This window comes from Microbacterium sp. RU1D (assembly GCF_900156435.1).
GTDB lineage: Bacteria > Actinomycetota > Actinomycetes > Actinomycetales > Microbacteriaceae > Microbacterium.
In genome coordinates this window covers 703843-721369 of record NZ_FTPQ01000001.1, presented here as the reverse complement: position 1 = coordinate 721369, position 17527 = coordinate 703843, and the positions used below count along the sequence as shown (strand labels likewise).

13 protein-coding genes are annotated in these 17527 nt (G+C 73.1%); 8 read left to right on the top strand and 5 right to left on the bottom strand.

Annotation, left to right across the window (positions count from 1 at the left end):
• Positions 1 to 10: 10 nt before the first annotated feature.
• Positions 11 to 1309, bottom strand: a complete 1299-nt coding sequence (locus tag B0B15_RS03270) for a PP2C family protein-serine/threonine phosphatase (protein WP_083708837.1) — start codon at positions 1307 to 1309, stop codon at positions 11 to 13.
• A gap of 185 nt (positions 1310 to 1494) precedes the next feature.
• Here B0B15_RS03270 and B0B15_RS03265 point away from each other — a divergent pair, with 185 nt between their 5' ends.
• From B0B15_RS03265 to B0B15_RS03245, 5 genes are all read left to right on the top strand, one after another.
• Positions 1495 to 2211, top strand: coding sequence for a GNAT family N-acetyltransferase (locus B0B15_RS03265; protein WP_076673266.1), 717 nt, complete (start codon positions 1495 to 1497; stop codon positions 2209 to 2211).
• Positions 2208 to 3224 carry an LLM class flavin-dependent oxidoreductase gene (locus tag B0B15_RS03260; protein ID WP_076673265.1) on the top strand — a complete coding sequence of 339 codons (1017 nt, stop codon included), beginning with the start codon at positions 2208 to 2210 and terminating at the stop codon, positions 3222 to 3224. Before B0B15_RS03265 ends, B0B15_RS03260 begins: the two co-directional genes overlap by 4 nt.
• A gap of 98 nt (positions 3225 to 3322) precedes the next feature.
• Positions 3323 to 4528, top strand: a complete 1206-nt coding sequence (locus B0B15_RS03255; protein ID WP_076673264.1) for an LLM class flavin-dependent oxidoreductase — start codon at positions 3323 to 3325, stop codon at positions 4526 to 4528.
• On the top strand, positions 4525 to 5877 hold the full coding sequence (locus B0B15_RS03250; protein WP_076673263.1) for an NtaA/DmoA family FMN-dependent monooxygenase: 1353 nt from the start codon (positions 4525 to 4527) through the stop codon (positions 5875 to 5877). Before B0B15_RS03255 ends, B0B15_RS03250 begins: the two co-directional genes overlap by 4 nt.
• A complete protein-coding gene (locus tag B0B15_RS03245; RefSeq protein WP_076673262.1) occupies positions 5874 to 7760 on the top strand; it encodes an FAD/NAD(P)-binding protein in 1887 nt (628 codons plus the stop codon). Before B0B15_RS03250 ends, B0B15_RS03245 begins: the two co-directional genes overlap by 4 nt.
• Before the next feature lie 117 nt (positions 7761 to 7877).
• Here the strand turns inward: B0B15_RS03245 and B0B15_RS03240 are convergent, their stop codons facing one another.
• Complete coding sequence (locus B0B15_RS03240) at positions 7878 to 8900, bottom strand: methylenetetrahydrofolate reductase C-terminal domain-containing protein (RefSeq protein WP_076673261.1); 1023 nt, start codon at positions 8898 to 8900, stop codon at positions 7878 to 7880.
• 108 nt (positions 8901 to 9008) lie between these two features.
• Between B0B15_RS03240 and B0B15_RS03235 the strand changes: the two genes are divergently transcribed.
• From B0B15_RS03235 to B0B15_RS03225, 3 genes are all read left to right on the top strand, one after another.
• Positions 9009 to 9623 carry a pyridoxine/pyridoxamine 5'-phosphate oxidase gene (locus B0B15_RS03235; protein ID WP_076673260.1) on the top strand — a complete coding sequence of 205 codons (615 nt, stop codon included), beginning with the start codon at positions 9009 to 9011 and terminating at the stop codon, positions 9621 to 9623.
• Positions 9624 to 9625: 2 nt separating this feature from the next.
• On the top strand, positions 9626 to 10459 hold the full coding sequence (locus B0B15_RS03230; protein ID WP_076673259.1) for an FAD binding domain-containing protein: 834 nt from the start codon (positions 9626 to 9628) through the stop codon (positions 10457 to 10459).
• A gap of 151 nt (positions 10460 to 10610) precedes the next feature.
• On the top strand, positions 10611 to 13610 hold the full coding sequence (locus B0B15_RS03225; protein ID WP_076675119.1) for a molybdopterin-dependent oxidoreductase: 3000 nt from the start codon (positions 10611 to 10613) through the stop codon (positions 13608 to 13610).
• 217 nt (positions 13611 to 13827) lie between these two features.
• Here B0B15_RS03225 and B0B15_RS03220 read toward each other — a convergent pair whose 3' ends face one another.
• From B0B15_RS03220 to B0B15_RS03210, 3 genes are all read right to left on the bottom strand, one after another.
• Entirely contained in the window at positions 13828 to 14697 is an 870-nt protein-coding gene (locus B0B15_RS03220; protein WP_076673258.1) for a PhzF family phenazine biosynthesis protein, read from the bottom strand.
• Between the two features lie 79 nt (positions 14698 to 14776).
• A complete protein-coding gene (locus tag B0B15_RS03215; protein WP_076673257.1) occupies positions 14777 to 16060 on the bottom strand; it encodes an allantoate amidohydrolase in 1284 nt (427 codons plus the stop codon).
• 130 nt (positions 16061 to 16190) lie between these two features.
• On the bottom strand, positions 16191 to 17423 hold the full coding sequence (locus B0B15_RS03210; protein WP_076673256.1) for a pyridoxal-phosphate-dependent aminotransferase family protein: 1233 nt from the start codon (positions 17421 to 17423) through the stop codon (positions 16191 to 16193).
• Positions 17424 to 17527: the final 104 nt, after the last annotated feature.

Below are 17527 nucleotides of genomic sequence, written 5' to 3'. Positions count from 1 at the left end.
GGCGGTCCGCTCAGCGCGGTGACCACGTGACGGCGAGCACCGTGACGTCGTCCTCCTGCTCCTGCGCGCCGGCACGGGTGATGAGGTCGTCCACGAGAGCGTCGATGTCGTCGTGCCCCGCGACGAGCGACGCGTAGCGGTCGATCGAATCGAGCGAGCCGCCGAACAGATCCAGCACGCCGTCGCTGACGCTCACAAGACTGTCACCCGGGGACAGAACCGCACCGAAGCTCGACCAGCTGCTGCCGACACCGACCGGGAGGTGGCCGGACCGCAGGAATTCGACCGCGCCGTCGACGCGCCGCAGGACGGTCAGGCCGTGCCCGGCGTCGACCCACCGGACGGTGCCGTCGGGGGCGATGCGCGCGTGGAAGCATGTGCTGAACTGCGCGCCGAGCATGTCGGTCGGCCCCGTGCGCAGACCGACCGCCGTGCGCTCGAAGGCCATCGCGGGATCCGCATCGTCGAGACCGCTGCGGATCACCGTGCGCACCGCGGCGGCGATCATTCCGGCCCCGGCGCCCTTGCCCATGACATCGCCGAGGGTGACCGCCGCACCCCCGTCGGGCGTCGGATACCAGTCGAAGAAGTCGCCGCCCACGGTGCGTGCCGGGACGCACGCGCCCGCGACCCGGAACGCGTCCGGGAGCTCCGAGCCGTCGGTGGGCTGGAGCGAGCGCTGCACGAAGGCCGCCTCCGACACTTCCGCCTCCGCGAGTCGACGGCGGTGCTGCGACAGCGAGAGCTTGAGCAGTGAACGGCGCGACAATTCGTTGACCACTCCGCCGACCGCGGCGTAGACGAGCATCGCGATGAGCAGACGAACGAGCTCGCTGGGCGTCAGGCCACGATCCGGGGACAGCATCAGCGGGAGCAGCAGCGCCGTACAGACCCCCAACAGAGGAAGGATGATCCGCCACCACCCACGGCCTGCGGCGATCCAGATGACGGGGAGGACGACGATCACGAAGAAGACCGACTGGTTGTCGCCGGTGCCGTACCGGAGCAATCCGATCGCGATGAAGTCGCCCAGGGGGATCACGATCTCCGCCCGACGGAGAGCGGGCCAGCGCGCCATCAGCACCGTCACGACGACGAGGGCCAGCGCCAGCGCCACGCCCTGCCACATGCGTGCGGCATCCGTGACCAGCAGCCACGGCACGGAGGCGCTCGCGACCCCGGCCACCACGACCAGTGTCGCCACCACGGCCTGCTTGGCGAGCGGTTCCCACGAGGTCTGCACGGTGGGCAGAAGCCTCGCGCCCGCGCCGGACGACCGGACTCGCGTGCGCGGCAGCTCCTGGGTCACCCTCCCAGTCAACTAGGGGATGCCGGTGCAACGGCCGATTTGAACCAGAATCGCAGCGAATTCGGCCGACTTGCGCAAACGACCCGTCGGCGGGCACCGACGGATGCCGTGTCAGCCCGAGGCCGCCGGTTGCGCGAGGTGACCGCCGAGTTGCACCGCGCCCGCGACCGGCGCAGAGTGTCCCGGTGACCTGCGCCTCGACCCTGAACATCCCGCACGCCGACGCCACCGTCCTCGACAACGCCGCGTGGCATTCACTCGCCGGCCCGCACGCCTCGTTCGCGATCGGCGGCCACCTCGTGCGGCGTTATCCGGCCGACGCCGCGCCCTTCGTGGCGGTGCGAGGGTGGGATGAGCCCGGGGTGTGGGACGCCCTGCGAGAGCTCGTCGGACCGGGCGCCGAGGTGGGCCTGTCGGGCTATGAGGGTGAGCTCCCGCAGGGATGGGAGTACCTCGGCGGCGGTGAGGGAGTGCAGCTCGTCGAGACCGACGCCCTGCAGACACGCCCCTTCGACGAGGCGATCGAACTCGGGGCCGATGACGCCGCCGACATGATCGCGCTCGTCGAGCGCAATCAGCCCGGCCCGTTCCGGCCGCGCACGTACGAGCTCGGTCGGTACATCGGCATCCGTCGAGAGGGTCGGCTCGTCGCCATGGCGGGCGAGCGTCTGCACCCCACCGGATGGACCGAGATCAGCGCGGTCGCGGTGGATGCCGATCATCGGCGCCAGGGCCTGGCCTCGCGCCTGGTGCTCGATGTCGCGTTCCACATCCAGCAGCGCGGTGACCGCGCGATGATGCACGCGGCCGCCGGCAACGTGAACGCCATCGCTGCCTACGAGAAGCTCGGTTTCGCGCTCCGGCGTCGCAACCGCTTCGCGGCGGTGCGGACGCCGGCATGACCCGCCGCCTGCGCTCCCTCGGCTTCCTCACCATCGGCCTCTTCGACCGCGACGACCCGCGGGCCGGACACGAGACGACCCTGTCGATCATCGAACGCGGCGAGCGCCTCGGCTTCGACAGCGCGTGGCTGCGCGACCGGCACCTGCAGTACGGCATCTCCTCGCCCGTGGCGGTGCTGGCCGCGGCCTCCCAGCGCACGAGCCGCATCCGGCTCGGAACAGCGGTGATCCCCCTCGGGTGGGAGAACCCGCTGCGGCTGGCGGAGGATCTCGCGACGGTCGACGTGCTCTCGGGCGGGCGACTCGAACCCGGGTTGTCGGTGGGCCCGCCGCGACGCCTCGACGACGTCGCCCCGGCGCTGTACCCCGACACCGCCGACCGGGAGGACTTCGGCTACGAGCGCCTCTCGCGGCTGCGGCGCTTCCTCGCCGGGGAGCCGGCCAGTCCGTTCGCAGGGACGGAGGGCATCGAGGAGTACTCGGAGCGCGTCGAACCCCACGCCGCGGGCCTCGCCGACCGGCTCTGGTACGGCGCCGGGAGCCCGGCATCCACCACCTGGGCGGCCGAGAACGGGTTCCATCTGCTCACCAGCAGCGTCATCCGATCGACCACGTCGACCGACTTCGACGTCGAGCAGCACGCGCAGATCCGCCTCTACCGCGACACGCACCCCGACGGCGAGAACGCGCGGGTGTCGCAGGGGCTGGTGGTCATCCCCACCGACTCGGCCACGCCCGAGCAGCGCCGACGCTACGAGGCCTACGCCGAGTCCCGGCGCGGGCGCGTCGGCATCCCCCAGGGTCCGCAGAAGATGCTGTTCGCCGAAGACCTCGTCGGCACCTCGGAGCAGATCGCCGAGCGCCTGCTGTCGTCGCGGGCCTACCCCGAGGTGGACGAGGTCGCCTTCGCGCTGCCGTTCTCGTTCGCCGCCGACGACTACGCGCAGATCCTCGACGACATCGCGGGGCGCCTCGGACCGCTGCTGGGGTGGGCGCCGGCAGACGTAACATGACGCCTCGCGGCGCCGTATGACGACGCCGATTGTGCGGCCCGGGCGCCGTTGACACAGTGGCCTTCCGGCGGGACCGACCCGTCGCGAAGGGAGCCCCGATGCCGGACCGCATCCACCTCGCCGTCGCCCTGGACGGCGCCGGCTGGCACCCGGCCGCCTGGCGCGAGTCCGGCGCCCGCCCCACGGAACTGACATCGGCCGGCTATTGGCGCGACCTCATCCGCACCGCCGAGGGCGCGAGCCTCCTCTTCGCCACGATCGAGGACGCGCTCAGCCTCGCTGGCCGTTCGAGCGAACCGGATGCCGAGACCCGGCGCGATCGTGTCCGCGGGCGCCTCGACGCGGTGGTGCTGGCGTCGTTCCTGGCTCCGGTCACGGGCCGGATCGGCCTCATGCCCACGGTGACGACCGCGCACCCGGAGCCGTTCCACGTCGCCACGGGACTCCAGACGCTCGACCACGCGAGCCACGGGCGCGGCGGCGTACGGCTCGTGGCCGGCTCCACGGCACAGGAGCGCGCGAACTTCGGTCGTCGCACCGACGGCCCCACCGCCCTGCCCGCGTCGGGCCGCGTCGAGGACGACCCGGCGCTGCTCGCCGCGTTCCGCGAGGCGGGCGAGGTCGCCGAGGTGATCCGCCGGCTCGCGGACTCGTGGGAGGACGACGCGATCGTGCGCGACGTCTCGACGGGGAGGTTCCTCGACCGCGACCGCGTGCACGACATCGACTACGCGGGCGAGTTCTTCTCGATCACCGGCGCCTCCATCGTGCCCCGCTCCCCGCAGGGACAGCCTCTCGTCACCACGCTCGCCCACCAGAGCGTGCCCTACCGCTTCGCCGCGGAGCACGCCGACCTGGTGTTCGTCACCCCCTCCGACACGGCCTCGGCCATCGGCATCCTGGACGAGCTGCGGGATGCCGCCGACGCGGTGCGCACGCTCGAGGAGCCGCTGCGCGTGTTCGCCGACCTGCTCGTGCTGGTCGAGGAGACGCGCGCGACCGCCGACGCCGTCTGGAACCGCCTAGAGGATCGAGCGGCCCTCACCACGGACGCGCACGTGGTGGTCGGAACCGCCGACGACGTCGTCGATGAGATCGCCGCGCTGGCCGCGGCGGGGGTCGACGGCATCCGCCTGCGCCCGGCCCGCCTGCCGGCCGACCTCGACGCGATCGCCGAGCGGGTGATCCCGCGGGCGGCGGACGCCGGCATCCTGCGTCCCGATGACGGCGCGGCGACGCTGCGCGAGCGTCTCGGACTCCCCCGTCCCGCCAGTCGCTACGCCCGTCAGGAGGTCGGCGCGTGACCCGTCGTCAGATCCACCTCGCCGCCCACTTCCCCGGCGTGAACAACACGACCGTGTGGACCGACCCGGCCGCGGGGAGCCAGATCGACTTCTCGTCGTTCGAGTACTTCGCCCGCACCGCCGAGCGCGGACTGTTCGACTACCTGTTCCTCGCCGAGGGGCTGCGCCTGCGCGAGCACCGCGGACAGCTGCACGACCTCGACGTCGCCGGGCGGCCGAACACCCTCGCGATCCTCGCCGCCCTGGCCGCGGTCACCGAGCACATCGGCCTCGTCGGTACGCTCAACACCACCTTCAACGAGCCGTACGAGCTCGCCCGCCAGCTCGGCACGCTCGACCTGCTGTCGGGCGGCCGCGCGGGGTGGAACGCCGTGACGAGCTCGGACGCCTTCCACGGCGCGAACTTCCGCCGCGGGGGCTACCTCGACCACGCCGACAGGTACGTGCGGGCGTCGGAGTTCGCCGAGCTGTCGAAGGCGCTGTGGTCGTCGTGGCGCGACGACGCGATCGAGGCGGATGCCGAGACCGGGGCGTTCCTGCGCGCGGGGGGTATCGCGCGGGTGCGGCACGCGTCGCGACTGTTCGACGTGGACGCCGTGTTCGACGTCCCGCGCTCGCGGCAGGGGCGGCCAGTGATCGTGCAGGCGGGCGACTCCGCCGACGGTCGTGACTTCGCCACCGCGCACGCCGACGTGATCTTCTCGCTGCACACGGAGTTCGCCGACGCGCAGCGGTTCTACCGCGACGTGAAGGGGCGGCTGGCCGCGCACGGCCGCGACGAGGACTCGCTGAAGATCCTGCCCGCCGCGACCTTCGTGCTCGGCGACACCGCCGAGGAGGCCCGCGAACGCTCGCGGGAGATCGCGCTCGCCCAGGTGCGCCCGCAGACGGCGATCACGTACCTCGAGCAGATCTGGAACCGCGACCTCAGCGGCTACGACGCCGACGGACCGCTGCCCGAGGTCGAGCCCGACACGGGGGTCGAGACCGCGCAGGGCTTCGCGGGTCGGCATGCGGCGATCCGCGCTCGGGTCGGGCAGTTGCGCGAGCAGGCCGCGGCCGACGATCTCAGCATCCGCGAGCTCGTCATCCGTCTGACCGCGAACCACACCTTCGTCGGCACGCCGGAGCACGTGGCATCCGAGATCGACCGCTCCGTGCAGGAGCGCGCGACGGACGGGTTCACCGTGGTCGGGCACGTGACCCCGCACGGCCTCGACGAGTTCGCCGACCGGGTCGTCCCGCTGCTGCAGGAGCGCGGCTCGTACCGCCGCTCGTACGACGAGGGTGCGACGCTGCACGATCTGCTGGGGCTGCCGGCGGTGCGCGAGGGGGTCGCCGCGCCGTGAGCGACCTCGTGATCGTCGGGGCGGGGCCCCGGGCGGTGATGCTCGTCGAACGCCTGCTCGCGCGGCGGACGCGCGTCACCGCCGTGCCCCTGCGCATCACGCTCGTCGACCCGTTCCCGCCCGGGGCCGGGCGCATCTGGCGGTACGAGCAGTCGCCGCTGCTGAAGCTCAACTCCATGGCGCGCGACGTCACCGTGTTCACCGACGACAGCTGCCTCATCGCCGGACCGGTGCGGTCGGGACCCTCGCTCATCGAATGGGCGGAGCGCGTGCGCGACGGTCGTCTGCCGGACGTACACATCGACGATCCCGAGCTGGCCGAGGAGGTGGACGGGCTCCGCGGCGACAGCTTTCCGACGCGCCGCCTGCAGAGCCTGTACCTCGACTGGTTCTGGCGCCGCACGGTCGCCATCGCCCCGCCCGGCGTGGAGGTGCGGTGGCATCCGGGCAGCGTGCAGTGGGTCGACGACATCCCCGACGGGTGGGAGGTGGCGCTCGCCGACGGCACCCGCTTGAACGCCGACGTCGTGGTCTACGCGCTCGGGCACAACGGGCGCGAACCCGAGGGGACGAACCTCGACATGAGCGCCGCGGCCGCCGACGCGGGCTTCACCTATCTCGAGCCGGCCTTCACCGCCGACGCCGACCTGTCTCGCCTCGCACCGGGCGACGACGTCATCGTGCGCGGGATGGGACTGGCATCGGTGGATGCCGTCGTGCTGCTGACCCAGGGACGCGGAGGGCGCTTCTCCCGCAACGCCGACGGGAAGCTCGTGTACGCCCCCTCGGGCCGGGAGCCGCGCCTGAACCTCGGGTCGCGACGCGGCGTGCCCTACCGATCGAAGGTCACGTCGCAGGTGCAGGGCGACCCGCCCGAGCGCGAGGTGCTGACGCCAGCGGCCGTCGCCGCGCTGCTGGCCCGCCCGGGCACCATCGACTTCCTCGACGACGTGTGGCCGCTCATCGCGCGCGAGCTCGTGTGGGGGCACTACCGCGAGCTCTTCACGGGGCATCCCGAACGCGTCGGCACCAGCTGGGACGCGTTCCGCGCGACATTGCGAGAGGTCGACGGCGACACAGCGGCGCTGCGCCGTGCCGTCGCCGAGGTGGTGCCGGACCCCCTCGACCGATTCGACGTGCCGCTGCTCGACGTCCCCCTGGGCGACGAGACCTTCCCGGACGAGCGGGCGGTGGACGACCGCGTGCGGCGGCACATCGCCGACGACCTGCTCGTGCGGACCTCGGCGGAGCGCAGCACGACGCAGGCGCTGTTCCTGACGATCCTCGGCTCGTTCCTCGCACTCGGTGACATCCCCATCGACCGCTGGAGCGCGCGCTCGCGCGCGGTCGACCTGCCCCTCACCTGGCACATGTTCTTCAGTTACGTCGCCTCGGGACCGCCGCCGCACCGCCTCCAGGAGCTGCTCGCGCTCGCGGATGCGGGGGTCGTCCGCTTCCTCGGCCCCGACCTGGCTGTGCACCTCGACCCGCTCCGGGGCTTCGTCGCGACCTCGCCCCGCCACGGCGGCGAGGTCGTGGCCGCCGCACTGGTCGACGCGTGGCTGCCCGCGCCGGGGGCCGCCGCGAGCGACAACCCGGCGCTGCGCGAGCTCGCCACGCGGCACGGGCGCGAGGTCCACGTGTCCGACGAGCAGTTCACCGGCTCGCTCGGACGCATCGACGTCGACTCCGACGGGCGTGTGGTCGGACGCGACGGCACGGCGCACGCGACACTGTTCGCCCTGGGGCCGTTCACGGCCGGCATGGAGGCGGGGGCCTTCACCCGGCCGAACTCCAACGCCCTCTCGCTGCGCCACACCGATCGCGTGGCGGGGGCTGTGGCGGCGGCGCTCGGGGCACGGGTCGGCGCATTCGCGCGCTGAGGGCGGGGACGTGCGCCGAGTACGGAGTCACACAACCTCAGCGATCCGAACGACCTCAGCCCCATCGGCATCCACCCGACTGAGGTTGCGCGAATCGCGGAGCCTGTGCGCCCGCCGTCAGCGCACCCGCTGCGCGATCTCGGCGAGCGCCTCGGCGAACGACTCCTCGGCGCCCTCGCGCCCGCCCGACAGATTCACGCCGACGACGCCGGGAATCGCGAGCATCTCCTGCGCCATCGCGGCTGCGAGGGCGATGCCCTCGGCGCGTGGGTCGCGAGCGTCACGGATGCGGCGGACGAATCCCTCGGGCAGCACCAGCGTCGTGAACGACTCCAGCAGGTCGGCCGAGGCGTGGTCCACCACGACCGGCACGCACGGGATGTAGCGGATGCCGTTTCCCGCCTCGGCGATGAACCGGCGGACGGGCACCGCACCGCCCGCGTGGTTGACGAAGCACACGTCGGCGCCCGCCCGGATCTTCTCCCGCAGCCGCGCCGCGCGCCGGTCGACGGGCGGGGCGGCCGGCGAGGCCGCGACCGAGACGACGTGCCCGGCGGCGCGGGCCAGAGCGGTGGCCTCCGTGGAGTCGAGGTCGAAGACCGGCGCCGCGTCGGGGCGGTGACCGGTGCGGGTGTGATCGCCGGTCACGCAGTGCACCCCGGCGACGCCCTCGACCGCGAGGGCCGCGAGCTCGCCCTCGATCGCCACGCGATTGCGGTCGCGCATGTTCAGCCCCGTCCAGACGCGCAGGCCCCGTCGCTGCAGCAGGTGCGCGCGGTATGCCGGAGGGAACTGCACGCGCGCGCTGCCCGCGTCGCCGGCCAGGACGGCATCCACTTCTCCCGTGAGAATCGCGGCGCACGCGTCGATGGATGCCACGCTCAGCGCCCGCGCCGGGAGATCGGCGACGATCCACGGGCGCGTGCCGAGCGCCTTGAGGGTCGCGGACGCCGCGGCGGTTCGTGAGCCGGGCGCCACCGCCGTGGTGCGATCGAGACCCGTCCACGGCACGGTCGGGCGGTGGACGAAGGCGCAGCGGTGCGCCGCGTCGACCTCGCACGAACCGTCGAAGCCGACCCCGCCGCAGGGGCCGTACTCCATGCGCTTAGGGCACGAGTCGATGAGGGGCAGCACGCTCATGCGGGGAGTGTACGAACGCCGTGTTTCCACGAATGTTCATGGCGGCAACATCGCCGAAACGCGCGCTGCCTACGCTCGTCGGAACCCGCAGCATCCCCGGAGGTCGCCATGATCACGGCCGGCACCACGTTCGGTTCCGACGTCGACGACGTCGACGCGCTCGTCGACGACCCGCTCGAGCTGCTCGTGCGGTGGTTGCCCCCGCACGACAGCGAGCTGCGCCCCCTCGCCGCCCTGGCGACGATGGGGCGCGACGGATTGCCGTCGCTGCGCCACGTGCTGGTCAGCGACCGCGACCTCACGGGACTGTACTTCCACACCGACTCCGCGAGCGCGAAGGTCGCGCAGATCGCGGCCCAGCCCGTCGCGGCCATGTCGGTCGCCTGGCCGGAGATCGGGCGGCAGCTCGTCGTGCGCGGGATCGTCGAGCGGGTCAGCGCCGCCGACGCCGCCGAGGTGTACCGGCAGCGCTCGCGCTACCTGCAGCTGCTGGCCTGGCTCAACACCGACGAGAACGCCCACCTTCACGTGCTCGAACGCCGACACCTGTGGGCCGAGTTCGACGCCGCCCACCCCGAGCTCGACCCGCCCGAGCGCTGGATCGGCTTCCGCGTGCGCCCGGTGACGCTCACGTTCTGGCGGGGCGACGCCCTCGGCCAGAGCACGCGCCAGCACTACTCCCTCGCCGACGGGCGCTGGACCGGCCGGATCATGGCGGGCTGAACGTGGACATCACCACCGTCACCTCGTACCGCGTCGCGCGCTCGCGCGCCGACCTCGCCCTGCGCCCCGGCGAGGTCGTGCTCGCCGGTGGCACGTGGCTCATGAGCGAGCCGCAGCCGGGCACGACCGGCTTCGTCGATCTGTCGGGCCTCGACTGGCCCGACCTCGAGGTCAGTGAGGAGGGCCTGCGGATCGGCGCGACCTGCACCATCGCGCGCCTGCTGGCGTGGGTCGAGGGCGAGGCTCCGTCCGCGTGGACGTCTCTCGCGCTCGCCCGTCCCGCCGCCGACGCCCTGCTGGCATCCTTCAAGATCTGGAACACCGCCACCGTCGGCGGCAACGTCTGCCAGGCGTTCGCGGCCGGGGCGATGATCGCGATGCTCTCGACCCTGGATGCCACGGCCCTGGTGTGGACGCCCGACGGCGGCGAACGCCGCATCGCGGTGGCCGACCTCGTCGTCGACAACGCCGCGACCTCGCTCGCGCCCGGCGAGGTGTTACGCGCCCTGGACATCCCGGCGCGCGCCCTCACCGCCGAGGTCGGGCTGCGCAAGATCGCCCTCGCCGAACTCGGCCGTTCCGGCGCGGTCGTCACCGCGCGCGTCGACCCCGACGGGTCGAGCGTGTTCGTCGTGACCGCGGCGGTGCGCCGCCCGCGGGTGCTGCGGTTCGCGCGGGTGCCCGGGGCCGGAGAGCTGCGGGATGCCGTGGCCGGAGCGACCGACTTCTACACCGACCCGCTCGGCAGCGCCGACTGGCGTCGCGGCGTCAGCGTCGTGCTCGCCGAGCGCCTGCGGGCGGGTTTCGCCCGCGAGCCGCATCGGGGTGCGGCGTGAGCGCCGGGATCGTCGAGCAGCGCCCCGGGCGATCGTGCGCGACGTCGCCGCGCACGGTCTCATCGTGCGCAGCGCGTCCCGGGCGCGGCATCCGCTCGAGCGCCTCGGCACCCGCTCCGCTCCGCCCACCGACAGCCGGGGAGGCAGCCGAGTGAAGTTCCATGTCAACGGCTCCCCCGTCGAGGCGGAGCCGCGGCCGGGTCAGTGCGCCCGCACGCTGCTGCGCGAGACGGGGCACGTCGAGGTCAAGAAGGGCTGCGACGCGGGTGACTGCGGCGCCTGCTCCGTGCTGCTCGACGGCACGCCCACGCACTCGTGCATCGTGCCCGCCGCGCGCCTGGAGGGACGCACCGTCACGACGGCCGCGGGCCTCGCCCCCGGCGACGAGCTGCATCCCGTGCAGGAGGCCATCGCCACCGGCTTCGGGTTCCAGTGCGGCTTCTGCTCCCCCGGCATGAGCGTGACGGCATCCACCCTCACCGCCGACGACCTCGACGACCTCGACCGCCGCATGAAGGGCAACCTGTGCCGGTGCACGGGGTACCGGCCCATCCGCGAGGCGATCCGGTCCTCGGTGCTCGGACCCGTGCGCGAGACGGGGAGCGGCGCGGGCGCCGACGCGGCCGAGTACGACGCGGGCGCGTGCGGCTCGGGCTGCGGCGGTCATTCCGGCGCCGCAACGGGAGCCGGGTCCACTCCGGCGGGGAGCACAACTCCTGCAGGACAGCGCGACCCGCTCTCCTCCGCCCCCGAATCGTCCGATCCGCAGAAGTCGTGCGCGTCCGCCCCCCGCTCCCGCGTCGGCACCTCGGTCGTCCCCGAAGCGGCGCGTCGCATCGTGCAGGGCCGGGAGCCGTTCACCCTCGACGAGCCCGTGCCCGGCGGTCCCGCCCTCGTGCTGCGGGTCGTGACCTCCCCGCACGCGCACGCCCGGGTGAGCGCGATCGATACCGCCGCGGCCCTCGCGACACCCGGGGTCGTCGCCGTGTTCACCCACGAAGACGTCCCCGACGTGCGCTACTCCACCGGGCGGCACGAGCACCGCACCGATGATCCCGACGACACCCGCATGCTCGACGACGTCGTGCGACACATCGGCCAGCGCGTGGCCGCGGTCGTGGCCGAGACGGCGGAGGCGGCGGATGCCGGCTGCCGGGCGGTGCGCATCGACTACGAGGTGCTTCCCGCCGTGTTCGACCCCGAGGAGGCCCGGCGCCCCGGGGCGCCCCTCCTGCACCCCGACCGCACCCCGGCCGAGCGCGTGATGGATGCCGGACGCAACGTCGTCGCCGGGTTCCACACCGGGCACGGCGGCGACATCGACGCCGCCCTCGCGGCCAGCCACACGACGGTGACCGGCGAGTGGCGCTCCTCGCGCGTCACGCACGCGGCGCTCGAGACGCACGCGGCCGTGGGGTGGCTCGACGACGACGGGCGCCTCGTCATCCGGTCGTCGACGCAGGTGCCGTTCCTCGCGCGCAACGAGCTCGCGCACGTCTTCGGCCTCGAGCACGATCGGGTGCGCGTGTACGCCACCCGGGTCGGCGGCGGCTTCGGCGGCAAACAGGAGCTGTTCACCGAAGACCTGACGGCCCTGGCCGTGCTGAAGCTCGGGCGCCCGGTGGCGTACGAGTTCTCGCGCACCGACCAGTTCGTCCGGGCTTCGCTGCGGCATCCGATGCGCGTGAGCGCGACCTTGGGGGCGGATGCCGCGGGCCGGCTCACGGCAATGAAGATCGACGTACTGAGCGACACCGGCGCCTACGGCAATCATGCGATCGGCGTGCTGTTCCACTCGTGCGCGGAATCGACGACCCTGTACCGGGTGCCGACCAAGTGGATCGACGCCGAGGCGGTCTACACCAACAACCCGCCCTCGGGGGCGTTCCGCGGGTACGGCCTCGGCCAGGTCGTCTTCGCCGTGGAGTCGGCGATGGACGCACTCGCCCAGGAGCTCGACATCGACCCGTTCGACCTGCGCCGCATCAACGCCGTGCGCGAGGGCGATCCGCTGCACCCCGACGACGACGAGAAGCACGAGGAGGACCTGATCTGGGGCAGTTACGGCCTCGACCAGTGCCTCGACCTGGCGCAGGACGCCCTGCGCCGCGGCAACGGCGTCGAGGCTCCCGCGGGGTGGCTCGTCGGCGAGGGGATGGCGACCGCGATGATCGCCACGATGGCTCCGCGCGGCCACATCGCCCACACCACCGCGACCCTGCGCGCCGACGGCACCTACCTGCTGCGGGTCGGCACGGCGGAGTTCGGCAACGGCACCTCGACCGTGCACCGGCAGATCGCCGCGACGGTGCTCGACGCCGCTCCCGAGCGCCTCGAGCTGTGGGCCGCCGACACCGACGCCGTCCGCCACGACACCGGCGCGTTCGCCTCGGCCGGGACCGTGGTCGCGGGCAAGGCGCTCTTCGGCGCCTGCACGGCGCTGCGCCGGCGCATGGTCGACATCGCCCGGGAACTCTCGAGCGGGGATGCCGCGGAGCTCGCTGTCGTGGCATCCGCCGTCGGGTCGGGGGCGCGCGGGTCGGTCGGCCGCGCCGGGGCGGCGGCATCCGCGAGCGACGAGGTGGAGTTCACGGCATCCGGGATCCGGGTGGGCGCAGAGATTGTCTCGTGGGCGCGGATCGTCGCGGTCGGGGCGGACGAGGATGCCGAGGGCCTGACCGCCGACGGCGCGGAGTTCGGCGACCTGCGCTCGCTCGCGTTCAACGTGCACGCCGCACGCGTGGCCGTCGATCCCGAGACGGGGACGGTGAGGGTGTTGCAGTCGATCCAGTCGGCCGACGCCGGGGTCGTCATCAATCCCGCCCAGTGCCGCGGGCAGATCGAGGGTGGGGCCGCGCAGGCCCTCGGCGGCGCGCTGTACGAAGAGGTGCTGCTCGAGGACGGCGTGGTGCAGAACCCGGTGTTCCGCACGTACCGTGTGCCGCAGTTCGCCGACGTGCCCGACACCGAGGTGTACTTCGCCGAGACCGACGACACCCTCGGACCCTTCGGCGCGAAGTCGATGAGCGAGTCGCCCTACAACCCGGTGGGCGCGGCGATCGGCAACGCCGTCGCGCGCGCGCTCGGGCGTCGCGGCTACGAACTGCCGTTCTCGCGGGATCGGGTGTGGAGGCTGGCGGGCGGGGAGTGAGGCGGGTCCGGTCCGCCTCCCGCTGGGGCCGGTCATCGTCGGGTTCGGGGCGCATCTCGCCGTTCGGGGCGGGGGAATGCACGCCACGAATGCGGGAAGCCGCCCCGAACGAGATGAAGGTGCAGCCGGCGAGGCCGTCTTCGGCTTTGGGGCGCATCTCGCCGTTCGGGGCGGGAAATTCACGCCCCGAACGCACGAATCCGCCCCGAACCGAACGTCAGAGGGGCGTCGCGGTTCCGCGCACGAGGATGCCACCGGATGCCGGCACCTCGACCTCGATCACGCTCGGCCGACCGATGTGCCGCCCCTGCCGCACGGTGAACGCGAACGGCACGGGCACGCCCACCCGCTCGCGCAAGTAGACGCCGAGCGAGGCGGCGGCGGAGCCGGTGGCGGGGTCTTCCGTGATGTCGCCGACCGGGAAGAGGTTGCGGGCCTCGGCGATCAGGCCGTCGGCGAGATCGCCGTCGGCGAGATCGCCGTCGACGTGCACGACGATGACGGTGCCCTTCCATTCCCTTTCGTCCATGAGCACACGCAGGGCGGCGGGGTCGAACGTGAAGGAGTCGAATCTCTCGCGCGCGGCGACGGCGACCACCGGGTGCAGGTTGCCGGCGAAGGCCTGGGCGAGTGGCATCCGGTCATCGAGATCGTCTCGCGTGAGGCCCAGGAGCGCGAGCAGGCGGTCGGCCACCGCCGGGTCGAGGTCGGTGACGGACGGCTCCACGCTCCGGAACCCTGCGACCGTGCGGCCGTCGTCGTGCCGGGTGTCCACCTCGATGGCGCCCGCGGGGGTGTCGAAGAGGAAGGGGCCGGGGCCCTCCGCGTCAGCGAGTGCGACCGCCGTGGCGATGGTCGCGTGTCCGCAGAACGGCACTTCGGCTCCGGGCGAGAAGTAGCGCACCGATATGCGGCGACCCTCACGGCTGACCACGAAGGCCGTCTCGGGGTGGCCGAGGTCGGCCGCGATGCGTTGCATGCGCGCGTCGTCGAGGGCCGCGGCATCCAGGACCACTCCGGCCGGGTTGCCGCCGCCGGGCTCGGCGGCGAAAGCGAGCAGCTGCAGGATGCCGGGATCTTCGGTCATGCAGCGATTCTCGCTCAGGTCGTTGCGCGGCGCCGGTGGCCAGTCGATGGTGCGTGGACCGTCGAGCGCACCTTCGGCGTCAGCGGACCTCCGCCCCCAGGTGCAGCACCGCCTCCGCGAGGGCCCGGAGCCCGGCGGCGACGTCGGCTGCGGACACCGCCTCGTCGGGATGGTGGCTGATGCCGTCGGGGTTGCGCAGGAACAGCATCCCGACCTCGGTGATCGCGCCGATCGACATGGCGTCGTGACCGGCGCGGCTGAAGAGCGTCGGCGCGTCGCCGCCGATACCGGCGCGGACGACGTCCTGCAGCAGGGGTGCGCAGAACACGGCGGGAGCGCTGTGCACTTCGCGGGCGCGCCACCGCAGACCCCGGCGACCCATGATCGCGTCGAGTTCGCTCGAGATCTCCGCCCAGGTGCGATCGCGCGTGTCGTCGAACTCCCCGCGCAGGTCGAGTGAGAAGTGCGCCTCCCCCGGCACGACGTTCACGGCGCCCGGGAAGGCCTCGAGCTGACCGACCGTCCCGATGATGTGGTGCTCGACGCGGCAGATGCGCTCGACGGCGAGGGCTGCCTCGCTCGCTCCGAGCAGCGCGTCGCGCCGCATGTCGTACGGCGTGCCCCCCGCGTGCCGGGCCTCTCCCTCGACGACGAGCTGGAATCGCCGGGCCGAGGCGATCGACGACACCGCGGCGAGCGCCTGCCCGCTGCGGTGCAGCTCGGGCCCCTGCTCGATGTGCGCCTCGAGGTAGGCGACGAGCTCGTCGGGTCGGCGTGCAGCCTCGCCGATGCGGCCGGGATCGAGCCCGAACTCGCGGAACGCCTCGCGGAGCGTGACGCCGTCGGCATCAGCGAGGTCCCACCACGCGGGATCCCACTGCCCGGCCACCGCCGACGATCCCAGCAGGGCTTTGCCGAAGCGTGTGCCCTCCTCGTCGCTGAAGGCGATGACCTCGAGGGCGAAGGGGAAGGGACTGGATGCCGCGCCGTCATCGTCGACGCGGCGGAGCAGCCGGACGACCTCGAGGGCCATCAACACCCCGACGATGCCGTCGAAACGCCCGGCGTCCGGGACGGTGTCGAGGTGCGACCCGAGGAGCAGGGCCGGGGCGTCGGGGACTCCCGCGGGAGCGAGGCGTCCGACCTGGTTGCCGGCGGCATCCTGTCGGGTCGTCATGCCGAGCTCGCGCATCCACTGCGCGGCGAGGCGGTTGACGCGCGCGTGCTCGGGCGAGAGGTAGACGCGGGCGATCTCGCCCGGCGTCGCGGTGACCCGGGCGAGCTCCTCGCACCGGCCCATGACGCGGCGGGCTGCCGCCGCGATGCGCTCGGGTGCCACCTGCAGGCGAGTGGCGGCGGTCATGCGCAGCCTCCCGTTCGAAGGCCGCGCAGCACGTGGGCGACCCGCCCGTCCGTCGCGCCGCGCGCGGCGCGCGACCGCGGCACGGGCATTTCTGCGCGCATCCCCCGCTCCGTGGGAGCGACACGGCGCATCACGCGCCGGCCCCCGCGTACACGCCCTGCGCCGCCTGCACACCCCCGCCGGCCGAGACCGTCGCGCCGTGGCGGCGCAGCACCGCCTCGAGCGCCGCGAGCGTGGTGAGCACGGCGTCGGTGCGCGCGTTGTAGCCCATCGTGCCGATGCGCCAGACCCGGCCGTGCAGCGGGCCGAACGACGTGCCGATCTCGATGCCGAAGTCGCTGAGCAGTTCGCTCCGCACTGCGTCGCCGACCACGCCGTCGGGGATCTCGACGGCGACGACGTTGGTCATCTTGTGCGCGACGTCACCGAAGACGGTGAGGCCGAGGCCCTCGACGCCCGCGAGCATCGCGTCGCCGTGCAGGCGATGCCGGGCGATCACGGCATCCCGGCCCTCCAGCAGCAGCACGCGCGCGCACTCGCGCGCGCCGTAGAGCATGGTGGTCGCTTCGGTGTGGTGGTTGAGGCGGCGCGGTCCCCAGTAGTCGAGGATCATCGCGAGGTCGAAGTAGTTCGAGCGGATGAAGTCGGATGCCACGGCGTCGCCCTCTTCGCGGATGCCGGCCTCGACGCGCGCACGCGCGCGCACGACCTCGACCGCGCGCTCGGACAGACTGATCGGCGCCGATCCCGACGGGCCGCCGAGGCACTTCTGCAGTCCCGCGGTTGCGGCGTCCAGCCCCCAGGCGTCCATCTCGAACGGGTTGCCACCGAGCGAGGCCGTTGCGTCGGTGTAGAAGAGGGCGCCGTGCGCGCGGCAGATCTCGCCGATCTCGTCGAGCGGCTGCAGCATGGTGGTCGATGTGTCGCCCTGCACGCACGCGACGAGGTGCGGCTTCACCCGCTCGATCGCCTCGCGGATCGCCGAGACAGGGAAGACCTCCCCCCACGGCACCTCGATCGTGTGCACCTCGGCGAGCGCACGCTCGGCGATCTCGGCGAGCAGGTGCCCGAAGCGACCGAAGACGGGCACGAGCACGCGGTCGCCGGGACGGATGAGCGAGACCATCGCCGCCTCGATCCCCGCGCGGCTCGTGCCGTCGATCAGGAGCGTCGCGTCGTTGTCGGTGGCCCAGACCCGACGGTAGAGCTCCTGCGTCTCGTTCATCGTGGCGGTCATGAACGGGTCGTACTGGCCGACGAGCGGTGCCCCCATCGCGCGCAGCACGCTCGGGTACGCCGAGATGGGACCGGGCCCCATCAGGAGGCGGGCGGGCGGATCGATCGGGCCGGGGAGGTGGGTCATCGGGGCTCCATGCTGCGGGCGTGGTGGGTGGGGCGAGAGGCGTGGGCGGCGAGGGGCGGAACGGCTCCGGCAGCACGGCTGTGCGAGGCGCTGGATGCCGCTGC